General features: G+C 63.2%; 8 protein-coding genes and 1 pseudogene. All 9 read right to left on the reverse strand.

What is annotated here, in order from left to right:
• Positions 1-36: 36 nt before the first annotated feature.
• Positions 37-588, reverse strand: a complete 552-nt coding sequence (locus tag FOC67_RS12840) for a hypothetical protein (protein ID WP_049950049.1) — start codon at positions 586-588, stop codon at positions 37-39.
• Between the two features lie 556 nt (positions 589-1144).
• Positions 1145-1501, reverse strand: coding sequence for a hypothetical protein (locus FOC67_RS12845; RefSeq protein ID WP_170868990.1), 357 nt, complete (start codon positions 1499-1501; stop codon positions 1145-1147).
• A gap of 403 nt (positions 1502-1904) precedes the next feature.
• Positions 1905-2300 (reverse strand): annotated as a pseudogene (locus FOC67_RS12850) (hypothetical protein); the annotation flags it as partial.
• A gap of 549 nt (positions 2301-2849) precedes the next feature.
• Positions 2850-3251: a hypothetical protein gene (locus tag FOC67_RS12855; RefSeq protein WP_134279783.1), complete on the reverse strand. Its 402-nt coding sequence runs from the start codon at positions 3249-3251 to the stop codon at positions 2850-2852.
• Positions 3248-20167 (reverse strand): two-partner secretion system exoprotein TpsA1, encoded by a 16920-nt coding sequence (gene tpsA1, locus FOC67_RS12860; RefSeq protein ID WP_174707740.1) that lies wholly within the window; start codon positions 20165-20167, stop codon positions 3248-3250. The genes FOC67_RS12855 and tpsA1 overlap by 4 nt, the downstream gene beginning before the upstream one ends.
• 112 nt (positions 20168-20279) lie before the next feature.
• A complete protein-coding gene (gene tpsB1, locus FOC67_RS12865) occupies positions 20280-21977 on the reverse strand; it encodes a two-partner secretion system transporter TpsB1 (protein ID WP_023128838.1) in 1698 nt (565 codons plus the stop codon).
• Positions 21978-22289: 312 nt separating this feature from the next.
• The gene (locus FOC67_RS12870) at positions 22290-22814 is read right to left on the reverse strand and encodes a hypothetical protein (RefSeq protein ID WP_003139145.1); all 525 of its coding nucleotides are present in this window, start codon (positions 22812-22814) and stop codon (positions 22290-22292) included.
• A gap of 46 nt (positions 22815-22860) precedes the next feature.
• The gene (locus FOC67_RS12875; protein WP_003089766.1) at positions 22861-24009 is read right to left on the reverse strand and encodes a PepSY domain-containing protein; all 1149 of its coding nucleotides are present in this window, start codon (positions 24007-24009) and stop codon (positions 22861-22863) included.
• Positions 24010-24126: 117 nt separating this feature from the next.
• On the reverse strand, positions 24127-26589 hold the full coding sequence (gene foxA, locus FOC67_RS12880; protein ID WP_009314178.1) for a ferrioxamine receptor FoxA: 2463 nt from the start codon (positions 26587-26589) through the stop codon (positions 24127-24129).
• Positions 26590-26621 lie beyond the last annotated feature (32 nt).

The following is a 26621-nucleotide window of genomic DNA, read 5'->3' on the forward strand; positions in this document are numbered from 1 at the left end:
AAATCTGTCCCCTTTATTCGCTTTGGGTAATTAGCGTCAACGCACATTTCGCGCAATCAAGAGAGCGCGCTCTATCATGTTTTGGGTGATATACGGAACAAACCCTAATCTGTCACCCTGCTCGAAGCTGAATTGATAATTTGCAAGACAGCTAACGTCTCCAGCTATCGCCAAAGCTGCCAGGTGCCGCAACGGCATAGCACCCTTCGAATTTGTTGGCAAAGCTCTATAAGCTGCCAAGCCTTTTTCTATATCTTGAGCAGAAGCCCAAGATATAGCACTTTGAGAAAGTCTAACGACATCATCCAGTGAGAAATCGACTATTTTCTCCGGCACGTAATTACTCACAATAATCGGCACATAATTACTGGCCTCACCCAAAACGAATGCAACTGCCGCCGTAAAATTCTTCGTAGAAACAGATGGCATTAATGAAACCCTAAAATGATCAGAGCGCTTCCCTATAGTCGGAATAATCTGAATCTGGACTTCACCAATGTCCATTAGGCAAAAATAATCCCCAGCCTCATCTTTGTCGCATCTCCAGCCAAGCCCTTCTAGAGCTGACAATATCTCTATTTCTTTCACTACTTAGCACCTGGAAAATTCATGACCTCAACCGGAATTCCATTGGGATAGCCTTGCTCTGAGAAAAGGGGACAGATTTATTTTTCCTACTCTAATTTTGACTAGTATTTATATTTCTCATTCCCACTGTATACCACTGCCGATCTTACCACACTGAACCACGTGAAGCGGATAGTTCAGTAAAACCACTCGCCTCTGCCTAGGCCTCGCGGAGCCTCCTTACGGTGTCTGCACTGGAGCCTCTCTGCTCAGAGAATTAGAGTAGGGAAAATAAATCTGTCCCCTTTATGGGCGTTAATATAGATTTTCCCTCCGGGTTCCACTACGTGAGTAGCCTCCGGTAGAAAACTCATCATCTTCTCGCCAGGACCCATATATGGGTTTGTAGCGATTACCTCGCCTAGCGATCCGTCTTTGAAAGGCAATTTCATCGCATCAGCACGGATGCCTGATTGAATATCGGCGCGGATATCTACGTTTATTGCGCCGGGAGTCTGCGCATTCTTCCCGCCGAACAGCTCAACGGTGGGCTTCCCGCCTGTTGCTTTTGCCCCATCTAAATCTCTAACTTAGATAAAGCCACGTCATCTGAAACTCTAACCACGCCATCAATTATGGACAAGTTATCCTCTGACTCCAAAACGCTAAAACCACAATCTCCAAAATCGAAATACACGCCGACACAACCATCTTCCACATCCGAAAAAAGATACTTGTAAACAGCAAGCAGGTCCTTGCCAAAATATCTATCCAATTCATTCGAACTCTGGATCGGGTACGCAAAGTCATCGGAAATCTCATCCAGCCCCAACAGCTTTGGTTCAGAGCCAAAAGACAAAATCCTTAACACACCTTCCCCAATATCTAATGAAACCCATCCCGATCTTGAAAACCTAAGAAACAGAACCAACATTTTACAAACCAAAGACCCCGACATAAAGAACGACCGAAATCTAAACTCAAAAATCTTCTCACCAATGATCATAAGGCCAAACCCCGCGACTAAAATTTTGAGGATTTCACTGAAATCAAAGTGTCGAATTCATATTTGCCGCCGGGCAACACTCGTAGGTTAACAGTGCTATTAGTTTTAGAGCTGTAAACATGAACAAGGTCATAACTCCCTCGGACAGCCGACTTAGGAATTATGTCACTAACAGCGGTAGCGTTCTCCAATGTTTCTTTAACTGCTAGCTTGGCCTGCTCAACACCAGCGCGACTGGCCTCGTAAGGCAGTCTGCCTTCACCTATTTTCGCACCCAACTTCTTGTTTAAATTTGCTGCTTGAGAGCTAAGAAACGTATCAACCCCACCGAGTTCAGGAAGTTTTTGAACTCCTTTTGCCCCCCACCCAGCCGACCCAAATCCCCCACTGCCCCGAGCTGCGAACTCATACTACCGGAAACAGGTGACTCCGCAATCGCGTTGACCAGGTTCTTGGCTGCTGTTGGCAGCTTGGCGGTTATCTGCGCGCCACCTTTTACTGCCGTCAGAACGCCAACAAGTTCCGCAGCGAACCTACCGCCCTCGACACCAGCTGTGACCGAACCTTGCCAGCCGGCATCCTCGTATGCCTGAGTCAAGAATGCGGCGCGCTCCTCCAGCCCCTTGAGGTAGTTATCGCCAAATTGCTGCCGGAACTCTGGCGAAGTGGCCAACTGCTCCAGAGCTGCATAGGTTTCCCTCCAGCTCTTGACCAGCTCATAAACACCGAAAAATAAATCTGTCCCCTTTATTCACCGTCCCCTTTATTCACCCTTTATTCGATAGTTCAGTAGAACCACTCGCCTCTGCCTAGGCTTCGCGGAGCCTCCTTACGGCGTCTGCACTGGAACCTCCCTGCTCAGAGAATTAGAGTAGGGAAAATAAATCTGTCCCCTTTATTCGGTCCCCTTTATTCGGGGAAACGAGCATCTGTGATTTTATTGGAAACCTTCGCACCGGTTATTTCAACCGACTCTAAGGAAAAAGGGGACAAGGAAAAAGGGGACAGATTTATTTTTACTACTATAATTTCAGCAACCGCCCACGCCAAACCACTCAAAGCGAATAACTCGCTAAACCAATCGTCCTTACCTAGGGCATCGCGGAGCCTCCTTACGGTGTCTGCACTGGAGCCTCTCTGCTCAGAGAATTAGAGTAGGGAAAATAAATCTGTCCCCTTTATGGTCTTTCGCTCTCTTCGAGCAACAATAATGTCAGATCAAGTCATAGCTATCACATTTTATGGTCTTGGCTGGAGTTTTTATTAAGAAAAAATCTTAATTGAGAAGCTCCTTACTGACGTCACCTGTTAGGAAGAATTCTTCAAATATATTTTTCAGTATAGAAAATTCATCGCATATCAAGACGCCATCCCAAACATCCCCCAACACTTCGAAGGGTATGCCTTGCAGCTTTAAATTTCTATAAGATCGAACAATATAGTCCACCCCATCGTCTTCCCCCAAAGAGACGACATACTTTCCGCCTTCAGACTGTACTTGTAGCGACTGCGGCCCCACAGCCGTCTTGGAAATAAGTTCAAGAGCGACCGAACCTTTACCTTCTCTGATTAGCTCTAGACAAGAGAGGACATCATCCCAAGAGGGAAATCTATTCCTTCCCCCCTTAGCTTGAGCACCCACGCCAAAAACCCAAGACAGCGAGAAAGCAGCCATCATTCAAGCTCCCTCAAAGACCGCATACCAGGCTTCCAATATAGAGTTTTTCCTGTAGTCACTTCGTTTATCTGTAGAGAGTTCAAACCAGCCTTTTCTGCCGCTGCCGCGATATCACCACGGCAATAGCTGCAAACAGCTTTACCTTCAACCTTCAAGGCCATATCTGCACCAGTGGTTTTCCCTGCATTATATGCTTGCTGAATAACTCCAATTTCGGCATGAGCATCCGCCATATTTCCATTCGGGTGAGGTTTTCCATTAGCCGCAATCTTTGCATCCACTCGGTCCGCAATCAAAGTCGGCTGATTGGGATTCGCTTGAGCGGCAGGCCTGGCAGTTTGGTTAACGTCGGTAAATACAGAGTTACCAATACGCCCTTCGGCAGTTACAGTGGGAGTAGTTCCTTTTGCACCCCCACCCAGCCGACCCAAGTCCCCCACTGCCCCGAGCTGCGAACTCATACTACCGGAAACAGGTGACTCCGCAATCGCGTTGACCAGGTTCTTGGCTGCTGTTGGCAGCTTGGCGGTTATCTGCGCGCCACCTTTCACTGCCGTCAGAACGCCAACAAGTTCCGCAGCGAACCTACCGCCCTCGACACCAGCTGTGACCGAACCTTGCCAACCGGCATCCTCGTAAGCCTGGGTCAAGAATGCGGCGCGCTCCTCCAGCCCCTTGAGGTAGTTATCGCCAAACTGCTGCCGGAACTCTGGCGAAGTGGCCAACTGCTCCAGAGCTGCGTAGGTTTCCCTCCAGTTCTTGACCAGCTCATAAACACCCACTGCGGTTTCAGCTGTCGAAAGACCGATGCCTCCTCCAACACCTACGACGATACCGACATCCTGCTGGGCCGAAATAATTGCCCATTTGGCTTCTATTCCGGTTTTGCAGAGCTGTTTGTCCTTGCAGCCATCGACCTCCTGCCGCTTCTTCTCCTCCTGCCAATGACTGAGGTAGTTGTGTTGGGTGGCATTCCCCGCCACCCAGGCTCCTGTCTGCAAGCTCTTGGCGTCCGCATCGCCCTGCGTCGAAGCCGCCAGCACGCCGATCAACTGCGAACTCATGATCAGCAGGCCCTTCTTGTCATCGATGGGCAGGCTGGCGTATTGCTTGGCGAGGCTATCCACCAGCGCCTCGTTGACTCCCGCAGCCAGGGCTCCGGTACGGAAATCGCCACCGACCGCTTCGGCGGCCAGACCTCCCATTAGGGCGTGCAAGCCGATCTTGCCGAGGCTGCCGTCGTCCAGTACGCCATGGGTGGTGTCGCCAATCAGCTTGAAGCCGTAGGCCGCGAAGGCATTTGCCAGGCTGTTTTGCAACGCATCGCCCAGGCTGCCCTTGCCGCCCAGCGCTCGGTCCAACAGCACCGAAGTGCCATTCTGCAGCAACTGGTTCGAGGTGAACTGGCCCACACCTTGCCAGGTGCCCAACCCTGCGGCGGGCGCCACGGCCCCGGTGTTCGGTAGAGCGGTCGAGGTGCCGGTCTGGGTCGAGGTCCATTTGTCGTAGACGCCGGCAGTCAGCCCCGCAGTCGTGCCAGCGACTACATAGCCCCTCAGCGCATCGCTGGAGGTCACGTCCTTGACGACATCCCCCAGGTTTCCCCGGTTGTTGATGGTGCTGATCGCTCCATTGCTGGCCATGCCCATAGCCACGGCAGTTCCAGCGGCATTCGCCCAGCCGGCGGCAGCTGTTCCTACTGCTGTACCGGCCTGGACCATTGCAGTGCTACCGGCAGCAGCCATCATGCTTCCTGAGCCCGCCCCCACACCCGCCATCGATCCCAATGCCGCACTCGCCGCACCCGCCGTGAAGTAAGTCACGACAATCGCTATCGCCAACTGCGCGCCGACGCCCAGCCCGGAGTTGCTGTACTTCCAGCTGTCATGCAGTTCCTGCACGCGCCGCCAATCCACATCGCCGCGCTGCTCCATCTGCTTCAACCAGGCCAGTTGCGGATCCGCCTGCACCATCGCGTCGATGGTCTGGCTCACGGTCTTCTGGTCGATGTGCTTGAGGTCGATCTTCAGCCCTTCCACGGCCTTGATCGCCAGGTTGCCCTGGGCGACGAGCTGGCTCTGGCGTACGGTTTCGTCGGTCTGGCCCTTGCCCTTCGACGACTGCCACGCCAGGTCGCCCTTGCTCTTCTCGTGGCTCTCCTGGTGCAGGTCCTTCACCGCGTCGAAGGTCACCGCGCCGCCGCTGACGATGGCCAGGTCGTTGCCCGATTCCAGCTTCGCGCCCTGGTAAGTCTGGTCGCCGCCACTGAGCAGGGTGAGGTCGCCGCCGCTGGATATTTGGCTGCCCACTGCCGTCACATCGGTGATTTCGTCGCGCCGGGTCTTCTTGCTACCGAAGCTGCCTTTGCTCTTCTTGTCGTAGAGGTAGTAACTGCTGTCGTTGGCGGCCAGCAGCTCCAGCTTGTCGCCGGCCACCAGGTAGGCTTCGTCGCCGGCGCTGGCCTGGCTCGCGACCAGCCGCAGGTCCTGTCCGGCATTGATCGCCAGATCGCCGCCAGCGTCCACGCGAGTGGCCTGCTGGGTGATCTTGTCGTCCTGGAAAGTGACCTTCTTGGTCTTGCCATAGGCATGCTCTTCGTTGGCAGCCGCGACCAGGCCCACATCGCGACCCGCCTCGAATGTCACGTCGCGACGAGCGTCGATGTGGCTGCCCGCGACGCTGATATCGCGTCCGGCGCTGACGCTGATATCGCGCCCCGCCACGACCTCGGCGCCCATCTGGGTCGTCTGGGTCTGGTATGCCTGGCTTCCTGCCGTCCAGCCCCGCTCCGCTACCGCAGCCGAAACCAGGACATCCCTGCCGCCTTGCAAGGCGAGGTCGCCCTTGCTGTCGATGACACCGCCAATATTGGCTACATCGCGTCCTGCCGAAACGGTCAGCTTCTGCGCAGCCTCGATACGCGCGGCGCTATCGGCAAATGCCTCAGTGGTACCGGTTCCCCTGTAGGAGGACTGGTGCTGGGTCACCGTCCGTTCATTGATGACGTCTCCGGTAAGGGCGGAGAGGCTTACCTCGCGCCCGGCAATGATGCCGCCCTGGTCATTGCGGATGGAGCCGCTGGCCAGCAGGTCGAGGCGGTTGCCGGCCTCGATCAGGCCGCTGTTGTCGATGTTGCCGGCTGTCGCGCTGAGGTCGTTCTGCGCGCGCAGGGTACCGGCGTTCCTCAGGTCCCCGCCGGTGATCAGGTTCACGTCGCGCCCCTGGATCAGCGCGCCGTTCGGGCCCAACCGCCCCTCGGCCTGGGCCAGGTAGACCACGGGGGCGAGGACCTTCTCGCCATTCACCTCGACTTCTTCCAGCCAAACGATGTCGTGGGTCAGCGCGGCCACCTGGGCGGCGCTGAGGGTGACGCCAGGGGTCAGTCCCAATACGTCCTTGCTGGCGATGGCGTTGTCCATCAGATAGCGGAACATCGCTTCGTCGCTGTTCAATCCGGCGATGAAGCGCTGCCCCGTACGCTGGACGATCGCTTCGCGTACCAGGCGCTGCTCGTATAGACCGTCGCCCAGGCGCTTCTTGCTGTCATCCGGATTGATACCCAGGCCACCGAGCAGGTAGTCCGAGTTGAGGAACTGCTTCAGCTCGGTGAGCGCCGGGTTGGTCTCGATCAGATACTTGTGGCTGTTGCTCGGTGTGGCATTGCTGGGCACGCCCTCAACGCGCGCAACCGACGGCAGGGTTTGCAACGCTGGCTGCCCAACCGGAGGCTCGGCAAGAACGGCGCTCCGCTCTTCGAGGCGAGGTAGGCTGCCCTGAGCCCTAACGGCCGAAGGCAGTGCCTGCACCGACGACTGCTCAGCCGGCAGATCGGCAAGGATGCTGCCATTGCCACCTGGACTGGAGACTACCCCCTCTACACGCACTGTCGAAGGCGAGGCCTGGACCGTCGCCTGCGCACCCTGCCAATTGGCGAGAATAGTTCCATTCCCATCGTGACCGGGCACTGTGCTTTGAATACGATCAGCCGCGGGAAGGCTTGAGAACGAGGGTAGACCACCGCGCAGATCGGCGAGGATGACGCCATTGCCGCTGTGACCCGATGCATTGCCCTCGACGAGTCCACCCAGTCCCGTGGTCGCCTGGTGCTCACCGGCCTGGAAACGGCCAGTGTTTCCCCCGTCGCCCGAGATTGGCGCAGAAGCCCGTAGCGCATCGATAGCCTCAGCTACCCGGCCCTGATAGGCGGAACCGGCAAGCGAGGTGACCCGATCATCGCCGACACGACGCGCCTGGGTACTCCAGCCACTTGCGTCACTGCCTGCCTGTGCGGATACAGATACGCCATGGCCGCTCTGGGTGAGATCGCTGGCGGATTTCAGAGCACCACTTGCCTGGTTCACCTGGGCTCCTTGGGACGCCAGGCGGAAGAGCCCATTCTGGCCTTGAGGCAGGCTGAAGCCCGGTAGGGTGAGAGGAGTGATCTGTTGCCTTGCCAAGTCTGGTGGCAGTTGACTGTTCAAGTTGACAATAGTAGATGAGGTATTAGCCGACACTTGTGTATTCAAGGCTATCCCTAGCTCGGACGATACCGGCAGTCCTTCTCGAACGACGCTATTATTTATTTCTTGGCTAGCCGTGATACTGACCTTTCCCGCCGCCTGCACAACGGCATCAGCCACACCTTTCTGTGCACCATCCGAAACAGTAAGAACATCAAAGTAATTGACATTCCTTATTGCATCAGGAAGTGGCACCCTTACACCTTCTGTGTATTTCGCCTCAGGAAATATTCCATAAAAATTACTAGGTGTAATAAAGGTCCAGTAATCTTGCCAACCAATCAACACATGGGTTTCTCGGTTAGCCGTCCCTCCCATTTTCCAACCAGTATAGGCAATCGACTCATTCCAGTTCTCATCCCAATAATGTATGGATCCACCACTGACGGTATTTGGAGCCCCGCCTCTTCTGGAAGGAAGATATTGCGAATCATTCGAAGCATTATATTCCATTACCGAGCGCCAAAAACTCAGAATACTTTTGTCTTCGCGCAGCCAAGGGTGTTCGAAGGATCTCCTTACCGAGTACTTTCCTAATGTAGCGCCCTGATTGGTAAATCTGTCTACACGCACATCGATGTCTTTCGAAGCCGTTACATAGGATGCCGAATTGAGAAAATCTGAGCCCAGCACATAGAGACTCCCTCCTGCAGAAATACTTGCGGATGGAGCATCAGCTTTCAGACTCGACTCGTAATTCTCCAGCAAGACCATGTGGCCGTTACCAGGCGACGTTCTCCGCATCCCGATTGCACTGGAAACAAGCTCAGATGACACCTCAAAAAATTCTTTCTTATTTACGATATTGCTGGCAGAAATCCTGGTATCTCCAGAGCTTTCTATATTCGCCGAGATATTTTCCAGGCTGGCGGCACGGTTGCCGGCATCGTCGCGGGCGATATCCAGCCTGCCGAGGCTGTACACATCCCCGTAGAGGTTGGTGATGTCGCCGGCGCGCAGGGTCATGTCGGCGCCACTGAACAGCAACCCGCGCTCGTTGAGCAGGGCGGGCACGTTCAATCGCAGGCTGCCGCCGCCACCCAGGGTGCCGTAGTTGTTCAGGCTCGCGGCGCTGGCCACGAGGTCGCCGGCGGCGGTGATCCGCCCACGGTTGACCAGCAGGTTGCCGGCGCCGAGCGTGACATTGGCGCCGCCGGCGAGGCTGGCGGCGTTGCCGAGGTCGAGGCTGGCGGCGTTCAGGGCGAAGTCGCCGAGGCTGGTGGCGCGGCCGTTGCCACGGTAGCCGCCGCTCAGGTCGAGGCGGAAGCTGCCGTCGCTGGCCAGCAGGCCGTCGTTGCTCCAATCGCCGCCGCGGCCAGTGAAGGACTGCACCGCCAGCAGCTTGCCCTCGGCCGTCTGGCGGAAGGTGCCGATGTCCAGGTTCAGGCGTCCGGCTTGCAGCACGCTGCTGTTGGTCCATTCGCTGGCGCGGATGTCCAGCAGGCCATTGGTGGTCAGTTCCCCGCCGGCGCGGATCACCTGCGCGGAATCCAGGCCGAAGGTGCCATTGCCGGTGTGGAGGATGCGCCCGCCGGCGTTGGCCAGGCTGCCCAGTTGCAGGTCGAGGTCCTGGTTGGCGCTTTCCAGCACGCCGTAGGCGTTGTTCAGGCCGCCAGCGACCAGCCGCGTGCTGCCGCTGCGGCCGAGGGCGCGCAGGCTGCCGCCGCTGTTGTCGATCGCGGCGGCGCGCAGGTGCAGCTCGCTTTCGCTTTCCAACTGGCCGAAGCGGTTGGCCAGCGCGCCGGCCAGGCTGAAGTCGATGCGCCCGGCGCCGACCTTGCCGCCCTGGCCCGCCGCCGCGCCCTGGTTGAGGAAGCGCTGGCCGTCGAGACTGAGCAGGCCGCTGGCGTAGAGGCCGCCGCCCTGGTTGTCGAAGTCGGCGGTGACGATGCGGTTGTCGCCGCCCAGCGCCGAGAGATGGCCCTGCTGGTTGCGCACGCCTTGCCCGGCGCGAATCTCCAGCGACTGCGCCTGGGTGACGCCGGCGCTGTTGTCGAACAGCCCGGTGACCAGCTTCAGCCAACCCTTGGCGCTGTTGAGCACGCCGCCGGCGCCGTTGTCGAGGCTGCCGCTCTGCAGGTCGAGGTTGCCGGCCCGGCTGTCCAGGCGGCCGCCCTGGTTGTCCAGCGCGCCGCCGATACGCAGCCGGTTGTCACCCTGGGCCTGGAGCGTGCCCTGGCGGTTGTCCAGGCTGCCGGCCTGCACCTCGAGGGCGCCGGCCTGGCTGAAGATCAGGCCGTCCTGCTGGTTGCGCAGGGCGCCGCCGACCAGGCGCAGGCTCATGTCGGCCTGGCTGGCGAGGGTGCCGGAGGCGCTGTTGTCGAGGCTGCCGGCGCTGATCTCCAGCAGCCCCTGGCTGACCAGCTTGCCGCCGCGGTTGTCGACGCTGGCGCTGCGCAGCAGCAGGTCGCCGCCGCTGGCCAGGCGCGCCGCGCCGGTGTTGACCAGGGCGCCGCCGAGGATGGCGTCGAGCCGGCCCTGGCTGATCAACTGGCCGTCGCTGTTATCCAGGCTGGCGCCCTTGAGCAGCAGGCTGCCGCCGTTGATCCGGCCGCCGGCGTTGTTCAGCAGCGTATCGTCGCGCTCGAAGCTCAGCGCGCGCTGCGCCGAGACCAGGCCGCCCTGGCCGTTGTCCAGCTTCCCGGCGATGCTCAGGGTCACGTCGCTTTCGCCGGAGACGATGCCCTGGGCGTTATCCAGGCTGGCGGCGTCGATCCGTTGCGCGCCCTTGCTGACCAGCGCGCCCTGGCCGTGGTTGTCCAACGCGCCGCCGAGGCTGATGGCCAGCTCGCCGTCCTTGCTCGAAAGGGTGCCGCCGGCGCTGTTGTCCAGGCTCCCGCCTGTCACCGTCAGGCCCTGCCATCCGGAGAGCAGGCCGGCGCCGGCGTTGCCCAGCGCGTCGGCGTCCAGGCGCAGTTTCCCGGCGCTGATGATGCGCCCCTGCTGGCCGTTGTCGATGCGCCTGGCCAGCAGCTCGAAGCCCTGCTGGCTGGAAATCTCGCCGCCCTGGCGGTTGTCGAGGACGTTCAGCCGCTCGATGCTCAGCGGGCCGCGGGCACTGATCAGGCCGCCCTGGTTGTCCAGGTCGCCGCCTCGCAGGTCGAGACTGACGCCGCGCTCGCCGATCAGCCGGCCCTGGCGTTGCACCAGGCGCTCGACCGTCAGGCGCAGGTCGCCCCGGGCGGAGATTTCGCCGCCGTCGGCGGAATCGACGCGCCCTGCCGTCAGTTCCAGTTCGCCGTCGCTGGTGAGCAGGCCGCCATGGTTGTCCAGGTTGGCGGCGCTCAGGCGCAGCGACTGCTTGCCACTGAGGGCGCCGCCACGGTTGTCGAGGTCGGCGCTGCTGACGTCCAGCACGCCCTGGCTGATCAGTTGGCCACCCTCGGCGTTGTCCAGCGCGCCAGTGACGACGCTCAGGCCGGCGTTGCCGGAGAGCAGGCCCTTGCCGCTGTTGTCCAGCGAGGCGCTGGCGAGCGTCAGGCGGGCGCCGGAGACGGTGCCTTCGGCGTGGTTGTCCAGCGCGCCGTCGACGCGCAGGTCGATGCCGGCGCGGCTGGCCAGGGTGCCCTTGGCGCTGTTGTCCAGGCGAGCGGCCGCGATGTCCAGGCCGGCGGCGCCGGAGATCACCCCGGCCAGGCTGTTGTCCAGAGCCTGGGCGATGCGCAGGGTCAGGCTGTCGGCGCCGATCAGGCGCCCGCCGCGGTTGTCCAGGCTGGCGGCGGCGAGGGTGAAGGCGCGGTCGCTGGAGATTTCCCCGCCGGCGCCGTTGTCCACCGCGCCGAGCTGGCGCAGCAGCAGCGCGCCGGGCGTGGCGATCAGGCCGCCATCGCGGTTGACCAGCGTGCCGCCATTGAGGTCGAGGGTGACGCCGGTTTCGCTGACCAGAACGCCGCCTCCGCGCTGGTCGAGGCCTTTCAGGTTGGCGTCGAGCAGGCCCTGGGCACTGACCCGGCCCTGCTGGCCGTTGTCCAGCCGGGCGGCCACCAGGGTGATGCCGGCGTTGCTGCCGATGCCGCCGTTGCGGCTGTTGTCCAGCGCGCCGGTGCGGATATCCACCGCACCCTTGGCGCTGATCACGCCGGAACGGCTGTTGTCGAGGCTGGCGCCCTTCAGCGTCACGCCGGCATCGCTGAGCAGCCTGCCGCCCTGGTTGTCCAGCGCGGCCTGGCTGGTCAGCGCCAGCGCACCGGCGCTGGAGAAGGTTCCGCCACGGTTGTCCAGGCGCGCGGCGCGCGCCGTCAGGCTGCCTTCGCTGACCAGCGCGCCGCCCTGGTTGTCCAGCACGCCGCCGAGGCTCACGCTCAGGCCGTTCTGGCTGTCGAGCCGACCGCCGTCGCCGTTGAACAGTTCGCCGCCGTCCAGGCTCAGGCCGTCGCGCCCGGCCAGCACCCCCTTGGCCTGGTTCAGCAGGCGCTGCACGGTGAGGCGCAGTCCACTGTCGCCGATGACCTTGCCGCCGCGGTTGTCCAGTTGCTCGCGGGCGTTCACGGCGACCTTCGAGGTGCTGGAAATCTCGCCGGCGCGGTTGTCGACCTGCCGCGCTTCGATAGCGATGCCGCCATTCGCGGCGATCAGCCCGGACTGGCTGTTGTCGAGCGTGTCGGCGCGAAGGTCCAGGCTCCCCTGGCTGACCAGTTCGCCGCCTTGCTGGAGCAGCGTACCGACCGCCGCCTCCAGCACGCCTCTGGCGGCGATACGGCCTTGGTTGCCGTTGCTCACCTGGTCGGCTACAAGCTCCAGGCGGCCTTCACTCACCAGGCTGCCTTGTTCGGCGTTGTCCAGGCTGGTTACGCTGATACGGGCATCACCCTTGCTGCCGATGGTTCCCGCACGGTTGTCCAAGACCTGAGACTCGATGGCCAGTCCGTCGGTCGCCAGGACCTGCCCCTTGAGACTGTTGTCCAGTGTCTTGGCGATGCGCAGGGTCAAAGCTTCGCTGCTGATCAGCCGCCCGCCCTGATTGTTCAGTGTGTTGGCGGCGAGGGTAAAAGCACGGTCGCTGGATATCTCTCCGCCGACGCTGTTGTCCACCATGCCGAGTTGGCGCAGCAGGAGCGCGCCAGGCGTTGAAACCAGACCGAGGTCGTGGTTGTCCAGGGTGCCACCGTTGAGGTCGAGGGTGACACCGCGCTCGCCGACCAGCGAGCCTCCCCCCTGCTGAAGCAACCCTTTCAGGTTGGCGTCGAGCGTACCCTTGGTGCTGATCCGTCCTTCCCGGCCGTTGTCGACCAACCCGGCGACCAGAGTGACGCCCGTATTGCCGCCAATGGATCCCTTCTGACTGTTGTTCAGGGCTCCGGTACGAATGGCCACAGCCCCTTTCGCACTGACCAGGCCCGCACGGCTGTTGTCGAAGCCAGTGCTGTTCAGGGTGGCTCCAGCATCGGTCACCAACCTGCCACCCTGGTTGTTCAACTCGCCCCGGCTGGTAACGAGCAGGCTACCCGCACTGGAGAAAGTCCCCGCCTGGTTATTGACCTGGTCGGCCTTCACTGTCAGCGACCCTTCGCTGACCAGTGCACCGCTCCCCTGGTTGTCCAATGCACCACTGAGCGTTACATCCACCAGGCGTTGGCTGCTGAGCAGGCCGCCATCGCCATTGAGCAGTTCCGCGCCGTCCAGGTGCAATCCATCGCGACTGGCGAGCACACCCTTGGCCTGGTTCAGCAGGCGCTGCACGGTTAGGCTCAGCTCACTGTCGCCGATCACCTTGCCCCCCCGGTTGTCCAGTTGTTCCCGGACAGCCAGAGCCACCTTGGCCACGCTGGATATTTCCCCACCGCGGTTATCGATCTGGCGTGCCTCGGCGGTGACCCCGCCATCGGCGCTCACCAGGCCGCCATTGCGGTTATCCAGGCTATCGGCGTCGAGAGTCAGCGTTCCCTGACTGGCCAGTTCTCCACCCTGCTGCTCCAGGGTGCCAACCGTGACCTGCAGATCGCCCTTCGCGGCAATGCGCCCCTTGGCGCTGCTCACCTGCTTGGCGGTCAGATCCAGGGCGCCTTCGCTGACCACGCGGCCTGCCTCGTTCTCCAGGCGGTTCACCCCGATGCGTGTATCGCCCTTGCTACCAACGATGCCGCTATGGTTGTCGAAGACGAGTGCAGCGACATCTAGCCCTCCGCTTGCGGAAAGAACGCCTTGGAGGCTGTTGTCCAGTGCCTGGGCGATGCGCAGGGTCAGGGAGTCGCCGCTGATCACGCGGCCACCCCGGTTGCTCAGCGCGGTCGCGGCGAGGGTAAAGCTTCGATCGCTGGAGATCTCGCCACCGCCACTGTTGTCCACGACACCCAGTTGCCGCAGCAGCAAGGCTCCAGGCGTGGCGATCAGGCCCTGAGCACGGTTGACCAGTTCTCCCCCGCGCAGATCGAGCGCGATGGCCGTATCGCTGACCAGCCTGCCGCTGCCCTGCTGATCCAGCCCCTTCAGGTTGGCATCGATCGCACCCTTGGCAGTGATCCGGCCGTTCTGGCTGTTGTCCACCAGATCCGCGACCAGCGCGAGCCCGGCACCGCTGCCTATGCCGCCCTTCTGGCTATTGTTGAGGCTGCCAGTACGGATCTCCGCGGCCCCCTTGGCGCTGACGATGCCGCCCTGGCTGTTGTCGAGGCTGGCGCTGCGCAGGACGGCACCGGCGTCGGTGACCACCCTGCCCCCCTGGTTGTTCAACGCACCCTGGCTGGAAAGCGACAAGGTCCCGGCGCTGGAGACTGCACCGCCCTGGTTGTCCAGCCGACCGCTCTTCACGCTCAGGCGTCCCTGGCTGCTCAAGCTGCCCGCCTGATTGCCCAATACGCCGTCCAGAATGACGTCGATGCTTTGCTGGCTGCTGAGCAGGCCGCCGTTGCCATTGAACAGTTCGGCGCCATTCAGGCGCAGCCCATCACGACTGGCGAGTACCCCGCCGTCCTGGTTGAGTACCCGTGGCGCGGCGAGGCGAAGTCCGCTATCGCCGATGGCCTTGCCGCCTCGGTTGTCCAACTGCTCGGCGACATCCAGTGTCACCTGGCCCGGGCTGGCGATTTCGCCCGCACGGTTGTCGATCCTCCGGGCGGAAACGGTCAGGTTGCCATCAGCACTGACCAGACCGCCGCTGCGGTTGTCGAGGCTATCGGCCTCGAGCATCAGCGCACCCTCGCTGCTCAATTCGCCACCCGCCTGGTTAAAGGCTGTCACGCTGGCGTGCAGGTCACCCCTGGCCGCGATCCGTCCCCTGACACTGTTCGCTCGCTCGGCAGTCAGTTTCAGACGACCTTCGCTAAGCAGGTCGCCGTCATCGTTTTCCAAACGGGACACGTCGATATCGACGGCGCCCTTGCTGCCGATGGAGCCACTGCGGTTGTCCAGGGCAAGCGCCCGGATATCCAGGCCTCCGGTGCCGGAGAGAACACCTTCGAGGCTGTTGTCCAGAGCCTGGGCGATGCGCAACGTCAGTACACCGCCGCTGCGCAGGCGGCCACCCTGGTTGGTCAGCGCGGAGGTGGTGAGTGTGAAGGCTCGGTCGCTGGAAATTTCCCCGCCGCTGTTGTCCACCATGCCGAGTTGGCGCAGGAGCAAGGTTCCAGGCGTGGCGATCAGGCCCTGAGCGCCATTGGCCAGGGTTCCCTCGTTCAGGTCGAGTATGATGCCGGCATTACTGACCAGCCGCCCTTTGCCCTGCTGATCGAGTCCCTTGATATTTGCGTCGATCATGCCTTTGGCAGTGATCCGACCTTCCTGGCTGTTATCCACCTCAGTAGCAATCAGGCCGAGCCCGTCATTACTGCCAAGATTGCCTTTCTGGCTGTTGTTCAGAACCCCGGTATGGATCTCCGCCGCAGCGTTGGCACTGATGATCCCTGATCGGCTGTTGTCCAGGCTGGCGCTGGTCAGGCGCAGGCTGGAGTCCGTCACCAACTTGCCGCCACGGTTGTCCACCGCCTCCTGGCTGCTCAGTCTCAGCGCACCGGCGCTGGACAGAGTGGCGTCCTGGTTGTGTATGCGCCCGGCGCTCACCGTCAGGGTACCGTCGCTGAGCAGCGCGCCCTTGCCCTGATTGTCCAGCACGCCGTCCAGAGTGACCTCTATATGTCTCTGACTGCTGAGCAGTCCGGCATTGCCATTGAACAATTCGGTACCACTCAGGCGCAGCCCATCGCGGCTGGCGAGTACTCCCTTGTCCTGGTTGAGCACGCGTGGCGCGGTGATGCCCAGACCACTGTCACCGACGATCTTGCCGCCACGGTTGTCCAGCTGCTCAGTGAGGTTCAGCGCCACCACGCCCTGGCTGGCAATCTCGCCGACGCTGTTGTCCACCTGCCGGGCCGTGATGTCCACGCCCTGGTTGCCAGCGATACGGCCAGCGTTATTGTTTAGGATGCCCAGGTCGAGAGTCAGCGAGTCCTGACTGGTCAGTTCTCCTCCCTTCTGGCTCAGCGTGCCAACCTTGGCATGCAGGCTACCATTGGCGGCGATACGCCCCTTGGAACTGTTCGCCTCATCGGCTACCAGCTTCAGGCCGCGTTCAGCGATCAGTGTGCCAGCGTCGTTTTCCAGGCGGGTCACACCGATATCGATGGCGCCCTTGCTGCCGATGGAGCCACTACGGTTGTCCAGGACGAATGCCTGGATATCCAGACCTCCGGCGCCGGAGACAATCCCCTCGAGGCTGTTGTCCAGGGCCTGCGCGATACGCAAGGTCAGGGCTCCGCCGCTGAGCAGGCGTCCCCCCTGGTTGTTCAACGCGGAGGTGGCAAGAGTGAACGCGCGGTCGCTGGAGATTTCCCCACCGCTGTTGTCCACCACGCCGAGTTGGCGCAGGAGCAAGATGCCAGGCGTGGCGATCAGGCCTTGAGCGCGATTGACCAGGCTTCCCTTGTTCAGATCGAGCGTAATGCCGGTATCGCTGACCAGATTGCCCCTGTCATGCTGGTCCAACCCTTGGAGAGCCGCATCGATCGCACCCTTGGCAGCGATCCGGCCCGCCTGGCTGTTGTCTACCCGAGCGGCGACCAGGGTGAGTCCCGCATCGCTGCCGATACTGGCTTTCCGGCTGTTGTTCAGGTTGCCGGTACGAATCTCCACGGCCCCCTTGCCACTGATCACACCGGCCTGGCTGTTGTCGAGGCTGGCGCTGCTCAAGCTAAGTCCGGCGTCGCTCGCCAGTCTGCCGCCCTGATTGTTCAGGGCGCCCTGGCTGGTCACTGCCAATGCCCCTGCGCTGGATAGCGTACCGCCCTGGTTGTCGAGCCGGACTGACTTCACCGTCAGGAAGCCCCGGCTGTCCAGGCCGCCGGCTTGGTTATCGAACGCACCGGCCAGGGAGACGTCGATACCCTTCTGGCTGGACAGCAGGCCCCCCGCGCCGTTGAACAACTCCGTAGCACTCAGGCGCAGCCCATCGCGGCTGGCGAGTACCCCCTTGTCCTGGTTGAGCACGTGCGGCGCGGTGATGCCCAGACCACTGTCACCGACGATCTTGCCGCCACGGTTGTCCAGCTGCTCAGTGAGGTTCAGCGCCACCACGCCCTGGCTGGCAATCTCGCCGACGCTGTTGTCCACCTGCCGGGCCGTGATGTCCACGCCCTGGTTGCCAGCGATACGGCCAGCGTTATTGTTTAGGATGCCCAGGTCGAGAGTCAGCGAGTCCTGACTGGTCAGTTCTCCTCCCTTCTGGCTCAGCGTGCCAACCTTGGCATGCAGGCTACCATTGGCGGCGATACGCCCCTTGGAACTGTTCGCCTCATCGGCTACCAGCTTCAGGCCGCGTTCAGCGATCAGTGTGCCAGCGTCGTTTTCCAGGCGGGTCACACCGATATCGATGGCGCCCTTGCTGCCGATGGAGCCACTACGGTTGTCCAGGACGAATGCCTGGATATCCAGACCTCCAGCACCGGAGACAATCCCCTCGAGGCTGTTGTCCAGGGCCTGCGCGATACGCAAGGTCAGGGCTCCGCCGCTGAGCAGGCGTCCCCCCTGGTTGTTCAACGCGGAGCTGGCAAGAGTGAACGCGCGGTCGCTGGAGATTTCCCCACCGCTGTTGTCCACCACGCCGAGTTGGCGCAGGAGCAAAGTGCCAGGCGTGGCGATCAGGCCTTGAGCGCGATTGACCAGGCTTCCCTTGTTCAGATCGAGCGTGATGCCGGTATCGCTGACCAGGTTGCCCCTGTCATGCTGGTCCAGCCCTTGGAGATCCGCATCGATCACACCCTTGGCGGCGATCCGGCCCGCCTGGCTGTTGTCTACCCGAGCGGCGACCAGGGTGAGTCCCGCATCGCTGCCGATACTGGCTTTCCGGCTGTTGTTCAGGTTGCCGGTACGAATCTCCACGGCCCCCTTGCCACTGATCGCACCGGCCTGGCTGTTGTCGAGGCTGGCGCTGCTCAAGCTAAGTCCGGCGTCGCTCGCCAGTCTGCCGCCCTGATTGTTCAGGGCGCCCTGGCTGGTCACTGCCAATGCCCCTGCGCTGGATAGCGTACCGCCCTGGTTGTCGAGCCAGGCTGACTTCACCGTCAGGAAGCCCCGGCTGTCCAGGCTGCCGGACTGGTTATCGAACGCACCGGCCAGGGAGACGTCGATACCCTTCTGGCTGGACAGCAGGCCTCCCCCGCCGTTGAACAACTCCGTAGCGCTCAGGCGCAGCCCATCGCGGCTGGCGAGTACCCCCTTGTCCTGGTTGAGCATGCGTGGCGTTGTGATGTCCAGGCCACTGTCACCAACGATCTTGCCACCGCGGTTGTCCAACTGTTCGCGAGCGCTCGCCACCACCCTCGACGTGCTGGAGATATCGCCCGCTCGGTTGTCGATCAACCGAGAGCTCAAGTCGAGATCCTGGCCGGCGACAATGCGACCGCTGCGATTATCGAGCCGATCCGCCTTCAAGAGCGTACGGCGCTCGCTGACCAGCTTGCCGCCCGCACTGTTGTCCAGACGAGCGACCTCGATGTCCATGTCTCCCTTGCTGGAAAGGAGACCGGCACTGCGATTGTCCAGTGCGGCAGCCTGGACCTGCAGCTCGTTCAGACCGACGACCTGGCCGCCACGGTTGTCGAGATCGCCACGGGTCTTGACCACGGCGCGGTCCCGGCTCTGCAACAGGCCGTCCTGGCGGTTGTCCAGGCTGCTCGCCTCGACCCGCAGTTCGCCCTCGGCGAGCAGCTTGCCGCCACGGTTGTCCAGGTGCCCGGCGTCGACCCGGACGGTCGCCCCCTTCAGGCTGCCGCCCTGGTTGTCCAGCGCCTGGCTCGCCTTCGCTTCCAGCGCGCGGCTGGCCACCAGGCTGCCGGCGTTGCGCAGGGTGCCGCTGCGCAGCTCGAGGTCGCCGCGCGCGTTGCGCCGCTCGTCTGGCTCGACGCCGGCTTCGATCACCCCGGCGTTGTCGATATGCGCCGCCTCCAGCGCGATGCGTTCGCGCGCCGCCAGGCTCTGCCGGTTGACCAGTTCCTCCGCGCTGCGAATCTCGGCGCTGCCACCGGCGTAGGTCTTGCCGTTCAGCTCCACGGCCTGGGCCGCGATCTTCAGGTCGCCCTGGCTGGAGGCCTGGGCCAGGCTCAGCTTGCCGCTGGCGTCGATGCGGATGTCGCCGCCGCTGGCGGCCATGTCGCCGGCCAGCTTCACCCCCACGCCCTGCTCGGTGCCGACCAGGCGGATCGCCCCGGCGTACATCCCGCCCAGCGCCGAGCTGTCGATCGCCAGCTGTGGCTTCTCGCTGCCATCGGCGGCGCGCGGCGTGGCCTGCAGGCTGTCGGCCTGGACGTCGTTGCGGCCGGTGACGATGTTGAGGTTCTTCGCGTAGAGCTTGGCGTTGAGCTTGGCGCTGCGGGTGATCAGGTCGAACTGTTCGAGGTTGCCGACGTTCAGTTCGGCGCCTTCGACGACGATGTCGCCGCCGTCCACCTGGAAGCGCTCCAGGCGCTGGCCGTCCATGATCGGCTTGCCGGTGGTGAGGGTCGCGCGCGGCGTGTTGATGAAGCCGCAGCCCTGGCAGGTGATGCCGTGCGGGTTGGCGACGATCACCCGCGCCGACTGCCCGGCCACCTCGGTGTAGCCGGCCAGGGTGCTGCGGTTGCCGCCGGTGACCTGGTTGAGGATCACCTGCGCCGCCTGGCCCTTGAGGTTGGGGTTGCCGAGGATGATCCCGCCGAGCTGGGTACCCTGGGTCTTGCCGGTAGCGTTGTTGAGGATCAGCCCGTTGGCGCCGACGTTGTAGTCGCGGAAATGGTTGTTCGACAGCCCGGCGCCGTTGGGCGTGGCGATATTGACGATGGGCACGCCGTTGCCCGCCTGGCCCAGGCCGGTGTTGCCGCCGGCGGCCTTGTCCAGCGCCAGCCCCGCCGCCGCGGCGACGATCGGGTTGAGGAACAGGATGCCGGCCAGGGACAGGGCGATGCACTGGTTCAGCGGGCTGCGGATGTCCATATCGTTACTCCTTGGCGGGTGGGGGCCCGGCGAGGTTAAGCAAGGTTTTCCAAGGAAAGGGCCTCGATGCAGGTAGGCGCTTTCCTAAAGCGTTCAGGAGGTCGCCGCGTCTTCAGAAGAACGCGTCGACCCGGAAATAGATCGGGTGCTCGCGCCGCTCGATGGCGCTGGGCCGCTCCAGCGAGCGGGCGAAGCCGACGCTGGCGGCGAAATAGCGGCCGCGGGCATCCAGTTCGATGGCGTTGCCGCTCATGCGCCCGCTGGCGCCGTCGTTGTAGCGGTCGTGGCGGATCACGCCGACGTCGTAGGCGAAGGCCACGCCGTATTCCTGCAGCCAGGGCCGCAGCGGCGCCCATTCCACCGCGCGCCGCCAGCGCAACTGGTTGCGCCAGTAGCCGCCGCTGTCGCCGGTCAGGGTCTGGTCCTTGAAGCCGCGCACCGAGCTGTTGCCGCCGAGGCTGATGCGCTGCGGGCTGAACAGCACGTCCTCGCTCCTCTGCCCGGTGGCCAGGCTGTCGAAGCTGAAGCGCTCGCCCCATAGCTGGAACGGCTGCAGGTAGCTGAGGGTCAGGCTGTACTTGTCGTAGCGCGCATTCGGATCGCCCGCGTGCGGGTGGCCGCGACCCTGCGCGCCAAGGGCGCCGATGCCCTGCTGCCAGCCGAGGTCGAGGTTGACGAAACCGCTGCCGATCCGCCGACCGTGGTTGAAGCCGAGCTGGGTCTCGGTGATCCGCGTGCTCTGGTCTTCCAGGCGGGTGTCTTCGACATAGTTGTTGGTGCGCTGGTGGCTGAGCCCCAGGCTCATGGCGGTCTTGCTCACGCCGTCTCGGTGCAGCACGCGTTCGGCGCGGAACTGGTGGCTGCGGCTGTCGCCATCGAGCTTGAAGGGGAAGCCGCTGGCCTCGTTGCGCGTGCGGTAGTCGCTCTGGCTGTAGCCGTAGGTGAAGGTCCACCAGCCCCAGGGGAGGGTGTAGAACAGGCTCTGGCTGTCGGAATGGCGCCAGCGGTCGGTCACCGCGTCGCGGTTGGCGCGCAGGTTGAGCTGGTCGGCCAGGCCCAGCGGGCTGTCCCAGTCCAGACCCAGGCCCATCTGCTGCTCGCCGGTGCTGACGTCGCCGTCGTTGTTGCGCGTGGCGGAGACCCGCCAGGGCTTGTCGCGCTCGCCCTTGAGACGCACCCGACTGCCGCCGACCTCGCTGCCGGGCACCAGCTCCAGTTGCGCCTGGCGCGACGGCAGGCGACTCAACTGGTCGACCAGTTGCTCCAGTTCGCGCAGGTCGAGCAGCTCGCCGGTCCTGCCCGGAAAGCTCATCGCCAGTTCGCGCGGGCTGGCCAGCGCGGAGCTGTCCAGGCCCTCCAGGCGGCCTTCGACGACGATGATGCGCAGGGTCCCGGAGGCCAGGTCCTGCTGTGGCAGGTAGGCGCGGGTGGTGACGTAGCCGCGATCCAGGTAATGGTCGGTGACGGCCTTGAGCAACGCATTGAGCTGGCCGACGCCCAGGCAGCGCCCCTGGTAGGGCGCCAGCAGTTGGCGACGCGCGCTTTCGCCGAGGTGCCCGGCGCCCTCCAGCTCGATGCGGCGGATCTCGAAGCAGCGCTCGTCGTCGCCGGAGGCATCCGCAGCGGCGGGCGCTCCCTTGCCGGGCAGTTGCTGGAGTTCCTCCAGGCGCTTGCGCTGTTCGTCCAGCAGGCGCTGCTGGCGGTCGCGGATCAGGTCGCGGTCGCCGGGGGAGGTGAAGGGGGCGGCGCTGGCAAGCAGCGGCAGTAAAACCAAGCCAGCGACAACCGCTCGATAGCTAGAACGCAACATCCGATGTCCTGCGAGTTCCCTTCAATATCCACCGCATAGCTAAACGACATGGGCGTGTTGAGGGGGGATTAGTCCAAAAGTAGGAATGCTAATCCAAACAGGGACAGGAGGGAATGGCACTTTGCCTTCATTGCGTCGTCCTGGCTGTACGGACGTTTCAGGATCGATGCGAGGTCGTCATTTTCGTAATGGGAAGGACCTATCGGTCTCCAGGCAGTGCTCGGCCGGGTTCTGGTGAGCTGATTATTTGCGCTCGTGGCCCGGCAGAAAGAAGCCCCGCCAAGGCGGGGCTGCTTTGACGCAGACTCGAATTCACTTCACCGGCAGGTCCTTGCCCCACAGGCGCACCGCCTTGATCCCTTCCGCGCCGCCTTCGAAGACGAAGGTCTGGCGGATGCCGGCCTTGGCCGGGACGGTGACGTCGTCGGGGTTGGCGAGGGCGACCAGGGCGTTGGAGTAGCCATCGTTGTCGATCACCAGCAGCGCGCCGGTCTGGGTCAGGTTGATCAGGCGCACGGTGGCGTCGCCGTCGTTCTTGAAGCCGAGGGTGACGGCCAGTTGCTGGTCGCGCGGCTCGGTCTTGAGCACTTCGACCTGGCCGATCTCGGCGAAGCCGGCGTTGTCGGAGACCACCTTGGCGCCATCAGCGCCCTGGGCCGACTGGCGGCCGCTGGTGATGCCCTCGCTGACCCCGCCGAGGAGGTTCTTGCCGGTCTCGATGGCCGAGGACACCGCGGCCTTGGCCGCATCCTTGACCGAGCTGCCCTCCTCCGTGGCCACGGCGCTGCCGGCGGCCAGGGGCAGGAGCAGTCCCAATGCGGCGATCCTTGCGTTCATTCGTCCATCCTCTGGTGGTGTGGGAGGCAGCCAGACTAACAGCCGTCTAGCGGCCGTTCCAGTGGCGCGCCCGGCGCTTGCGCCACCAGATGTAGACACCGGTCAGCGACAGCCCGGCGATGGCCAGGCCGAGGGCGGCGATGGCGATGCGTCCCGGCAGGCCGGCGATGCGCCCGCCGTGGATCGGGTACTGCAAGCGGTAGAAACGCTCTCCCCAACTGCCCTGCCCGGCGACTTCCTGGCCGAGCAGGCGGCCGTCGCTGCCGTGGAAGAACAGCCAGGACTTGCCCATGGGGTCGTCGTGGTCGCCGAAGCCGGCGCCGAAGAAGTTGTATTCGAAGCTGTAGTACAGCTCGCCGATCGGCTCGGCGATGCCCAGCCGCGCCGCTTCGACGCTGGCCAACTGGAAGGTGCGGTCGTAGTCCAGGCGGGTCTCCCCCAGTTGCTCCCTGGGCAGCCGCCCGCGCGCCTCGTAGACGCTCGGTTCGATCGGCGAGAACAGCGATACCAGCGGCTTGAACACCTGGCTCGGCAGGTTCAGGGCGACGCTGCTCAGCGCCACCGGTGCCAGCAGCAGCCAGAGCCAGAGGCCGCCGGCGCGATGCAGGTCGAAGTTGAAGCGGTAGGCGTTGCCGCGCTTGATCTTCCAGGCGGTCGCCCACTTGCTCCAGAACGGCCGGCCGCGCGGCAGGGTCAGCCAGGCTCCGACGAAGCAGTCGAGGAACCAGAACATCGCCACCCCGCCCATCAGGTACAGGCCCCAGTTCCCCGGCAAGGTCAGGTTGTGGTGGAACTCCAGGACCCAGGGAACCAGGTTCGCCGGCTGGAAGCAGCAGGCCGCCCAGAGGCGCTTGCCGACTTCCTCGCCGCTGACCGGGTCGAGGTAGAACACGTCGTGCTCGACCTTGGCGCCGGCCTCGCGCGGCACGGTGGCGAGCAACGCCGGATGCCCGCCCGCCTCGGGATACTCCATGTACCACACCAGTTGTCGCGGATAGCGTGACTCGACGCGTTGCACCAGGCTGCCCGGAGAAAGGCGCTCGCCGCCCTCGCCCACGGCGTAGAAGCCGGGGTTCAGCCATTCGTCGATTTCATGATGGAAGGCCAGCAGACTGCCGGTGAGACCGGCGAGGAAAAGGAACAGCGCGGTAGCCAGACCGACATAGCGGTGCAGCAGGACCAGGACGGGGCGCATGGGGGCTCCAGGTAACCAGGGTACGGCCGGCGACGCCGGCGAGTGCCCGGCGCGTACGTTGCGCGCCGGGCTGCTTGGCCGGTACCGCGGCGCTGGCGCCGGGGCCCGGGTGGACGGTCAGAACTGGTAGTTCACCGTCGCGGTGACGTTGCGCTTCTCGCCGAAGTAGCAGAAGTCCAGGCTGTAGCAGGACGCCACGTAGTCCTTGTCCAGCAGGTTGTTGGCATTGAGGCTGACGTCCAGGCCTTTCAGGCCGAGCTTGCCGAGGTCGTAGCCGATCCGCGCGTCGACCAGGGTGTAGTCCGGCACCCGCAAGGTGTTTTCCTTGTCCGCCCAGGTCTCGCCGACGTAGCGCGCGCCGCCGCCGATGCTCAGACCGCTGAGCGGGCCGGCGTCGAAGGCATAGTCGGCCCACAGCGAAGCCATGTGCTTGGGCGCCTGGTTCGGCGTATGGCCCTGGTTGCCGTCCAGCGACTTGGTGTAGGTGATGTCGGTGTAGGTGTAGCTGCCGAGCAGCTTCAGGTTGTCGCTGAGCTGGGTATGGGCCTCCAGTTCGAGCCCCTGGGAGCGCACTTCGCCGACCGAGGTGTAGAAGTTGTCCTGGGGTTCCTTGGAGGCGACGTTTTCCTGGGTGATATGGAACAGCGAGGCGGTGTAGAAGCTGTTGCTGCCCGGCGCCTGGAACTTCAGGCCGAGTTCCCACTGCTTGCCCTCGGTGGGCGCCAGGGGCGTGCCGGAGGCGTCGGAGTAGGCGTTCGGGTTGAACGACTCGGAGTAGCTGACGTAGGGCGCCAGGCCGTTGTCGAACAGGTACAGCGCGCCGATCCGCCCGGTGAATTTCTCCCAGTCGTCGTCGGCCTTGCTGCCGGTGCTGCGGTTCTTGTCGGTGACGCTGACCCAGTCCTGGCGCAGGCCGAGCGAGAAGCGCCACTGGTCGACGTCGATCAGGTCCTGGAGGTAGACGCCGGTCTGCTCCAGGCGGCGGGTGTGGTTGTCGTCCGGGAAATAGCTGATGGCGTCGTCGCCGTAGATCGGGTTGAACGCGTCCAGCGCCGAGGCCGAGCCGGAACGCCAGTCGACCACGGTGCGCCGGCGCTGATAGTCGAGGCCGGTGAGCAGGGTGTGGCGCGCCGCGCCGGTGGCGAATTCGGCCTGCAGCATGTTGTCGACGATATACGCCTGCAGGTGCTCGCGGGCGCCGCTGAAGTAGCGGTTCAGCTTGTTCGGCTCGCTGGCGCTCCAGCCGTAGGCGTAGACCTGCGACAGGTCGACGTCGGAGTCCAGGTAGCGGAAGTTCTGCCGCGCCGACCAGACGTCGTCGATGCGGTGCTCCAGTTGGTAGCCGAACATCCGCTGGGTGCGGTCGAAGTCGTCCTTGCTCGGCTCGCCATCGAAGAACTCGCGGGAGATGTGCCGGCCGTTGTGGTGCGACAGGGTGCCGTCGGCCGGTACGCCGCCGTGGTAGCCCCCGTTGGGATCGTGTTGCAGGTAGCCTTGCAGGGTCAGGGTGGTGTCATCGCTGAAGTCGATGGCCAGGGTCGGGGCGATGGCGTAGCGCTCCTCCTTGACGTGATCGAACTGGGTGTCCGAGCCCTTGCCGAGACCGACCAGGCGGTAGGCGATGCGCTTCTCCTCGTCGAGCGGCCCGCTGAAGTCGAAGCCCATCTCCTTCTGGCCCATGTTGCCGATGCTGCCGGTGATCTGGCGGTAGTCCTCGTACAACGGCTTCTTGCTGGTCAGCGCCACCAGGCCGCCCGGCAGGCTACGGCCGTAGAGCACCGAGGACGGGCCCTTGAGCACATCGATGCGTTCGAGGAAGTACGGGTCGACCTGCATCGAGCTGAAGGTACCGCTGTCGCCCATGGCCTTGAGGCCGTCGAGGTAGATGTTGTCCACGCTGTTGTCGGCGAAGCCGCGCATCACCACGTAGTCGTAGCGGTTGGAGGCGCCGACCTGGCCGGTGAAGATGCCGGGGGTATAGCGCATCGCCTGCTGTACGGTCTTGGAGGCGGTGTCGTCGATCTGCTCGCGGGTGATCACCGAGACGGTCTGGCTGGTTTCCAGCAGCGGCTTGCTGGTCTTGGTGGCGATCTGGCTATGGGTGGCCAGGTAGCCATCGGTGCTGCCCAGGTTGTTGCCGAGGGCGAAGACCTCCACCGCCTGCATGTTCAGCACGTCGCCGTCCTTTGCCGGCGCCTCGCGCAAGACGAAGCTGCCGTCGCCCTGGTCTTCCGCTTCCAGCGGGGTGTCGGCGAGCAGCCGGGCCAGGCCCTGCTGCACGGTGAAACTGCCGCGCAACCCCTGGGAGCTGTAGCCACCGGTCTGCGCCGGAGTGGCCGAGAGGGTGATGCCGGCTTCGCGGGCGAAGCGGTTGAGCACGTCGCCCAACTGTCCGGCGGGGATCGCATAGGGCCGTGCCTGTTCCGCCGCCGCTTCGGCGGCCGAGGCGCAGAGCGGCGCCGCGCCGGCCGCCATGGCCAACGACAGCAGGGCCGCGCGCACCGAACGGCTCAGGCGCGAGGCGCGGGGGAAATCGAGGGACGACGGGGCATTGCGGAGGACGACGGCGGTGGCGGTCATGAACGGGATCCGTTGGAGTCGTTGAAGGGTGT

It is taken from the genome of Pseudomonas sp. FDAARGOS_761, from assembly GCF_013343155.1.
In the GTDB taxonomy this organism is placed as follows: Bacteria; Pseudomonadota; Gammaproteobacteria; order Pseudomonadales; family Pseudomonadaceae; genus Pseudomonas; species Pseudomonas aeruginosa.

Bases quoted from the DNA above. Each gene is read 5' to 3' on its own strand.
- FOC67_RS12845 (WP_170868990.1), bottom strand. From the start codon at position 1,501: ATGTTGGTTCTGTTTCTTAGGTTTTCAAGATCGGGATGGGTTTCATTA.
- FOC67_RS12875 (WP_003089766.1), bottom strand. From the start codon at position 24,009: ATGCGCCCCGTCCTGGTCCTGCTGCACCGCTATGTCGGTCTGGCTACC.
- FOC67_RS12870 (WP_003139145.1), bottom strand. From the start codon at position 22,814: ATGAACGCAAGGATCGCCGCATTGGGACTGCTCCTGCCCCTGGCCGCC.
- foxA (WP_009314178.1), bottom strand. From the start codon at position 26,589: ATGACCGCCACCGCCGTCGTCCTCCGCAATGCCCCGTCGTCCCTCGAT.
- FOC67_RS12855 (WP_134279783.1), bottom strand. From the start codon at position 3,251: ATGATGGCTGCTTTCTCGCTGTCTTGGGTTTTTGGCGTGGGTGCTCAA.
- tpsB1 (WP_023128838.1), bottom strand. From the start codon at position 21,977: ATGTTGCGTTCTAGCTATCGAGCGGTTGTCGCTGGCTTGGTTTTACTG.
- tpsA1 (WP_174707740.1), bottom strand. From the start codon at position 20,167: ATGGACATCCGCAGCCCGCTGAACCAGTGCATCGCCCTGTCCCTGGCC.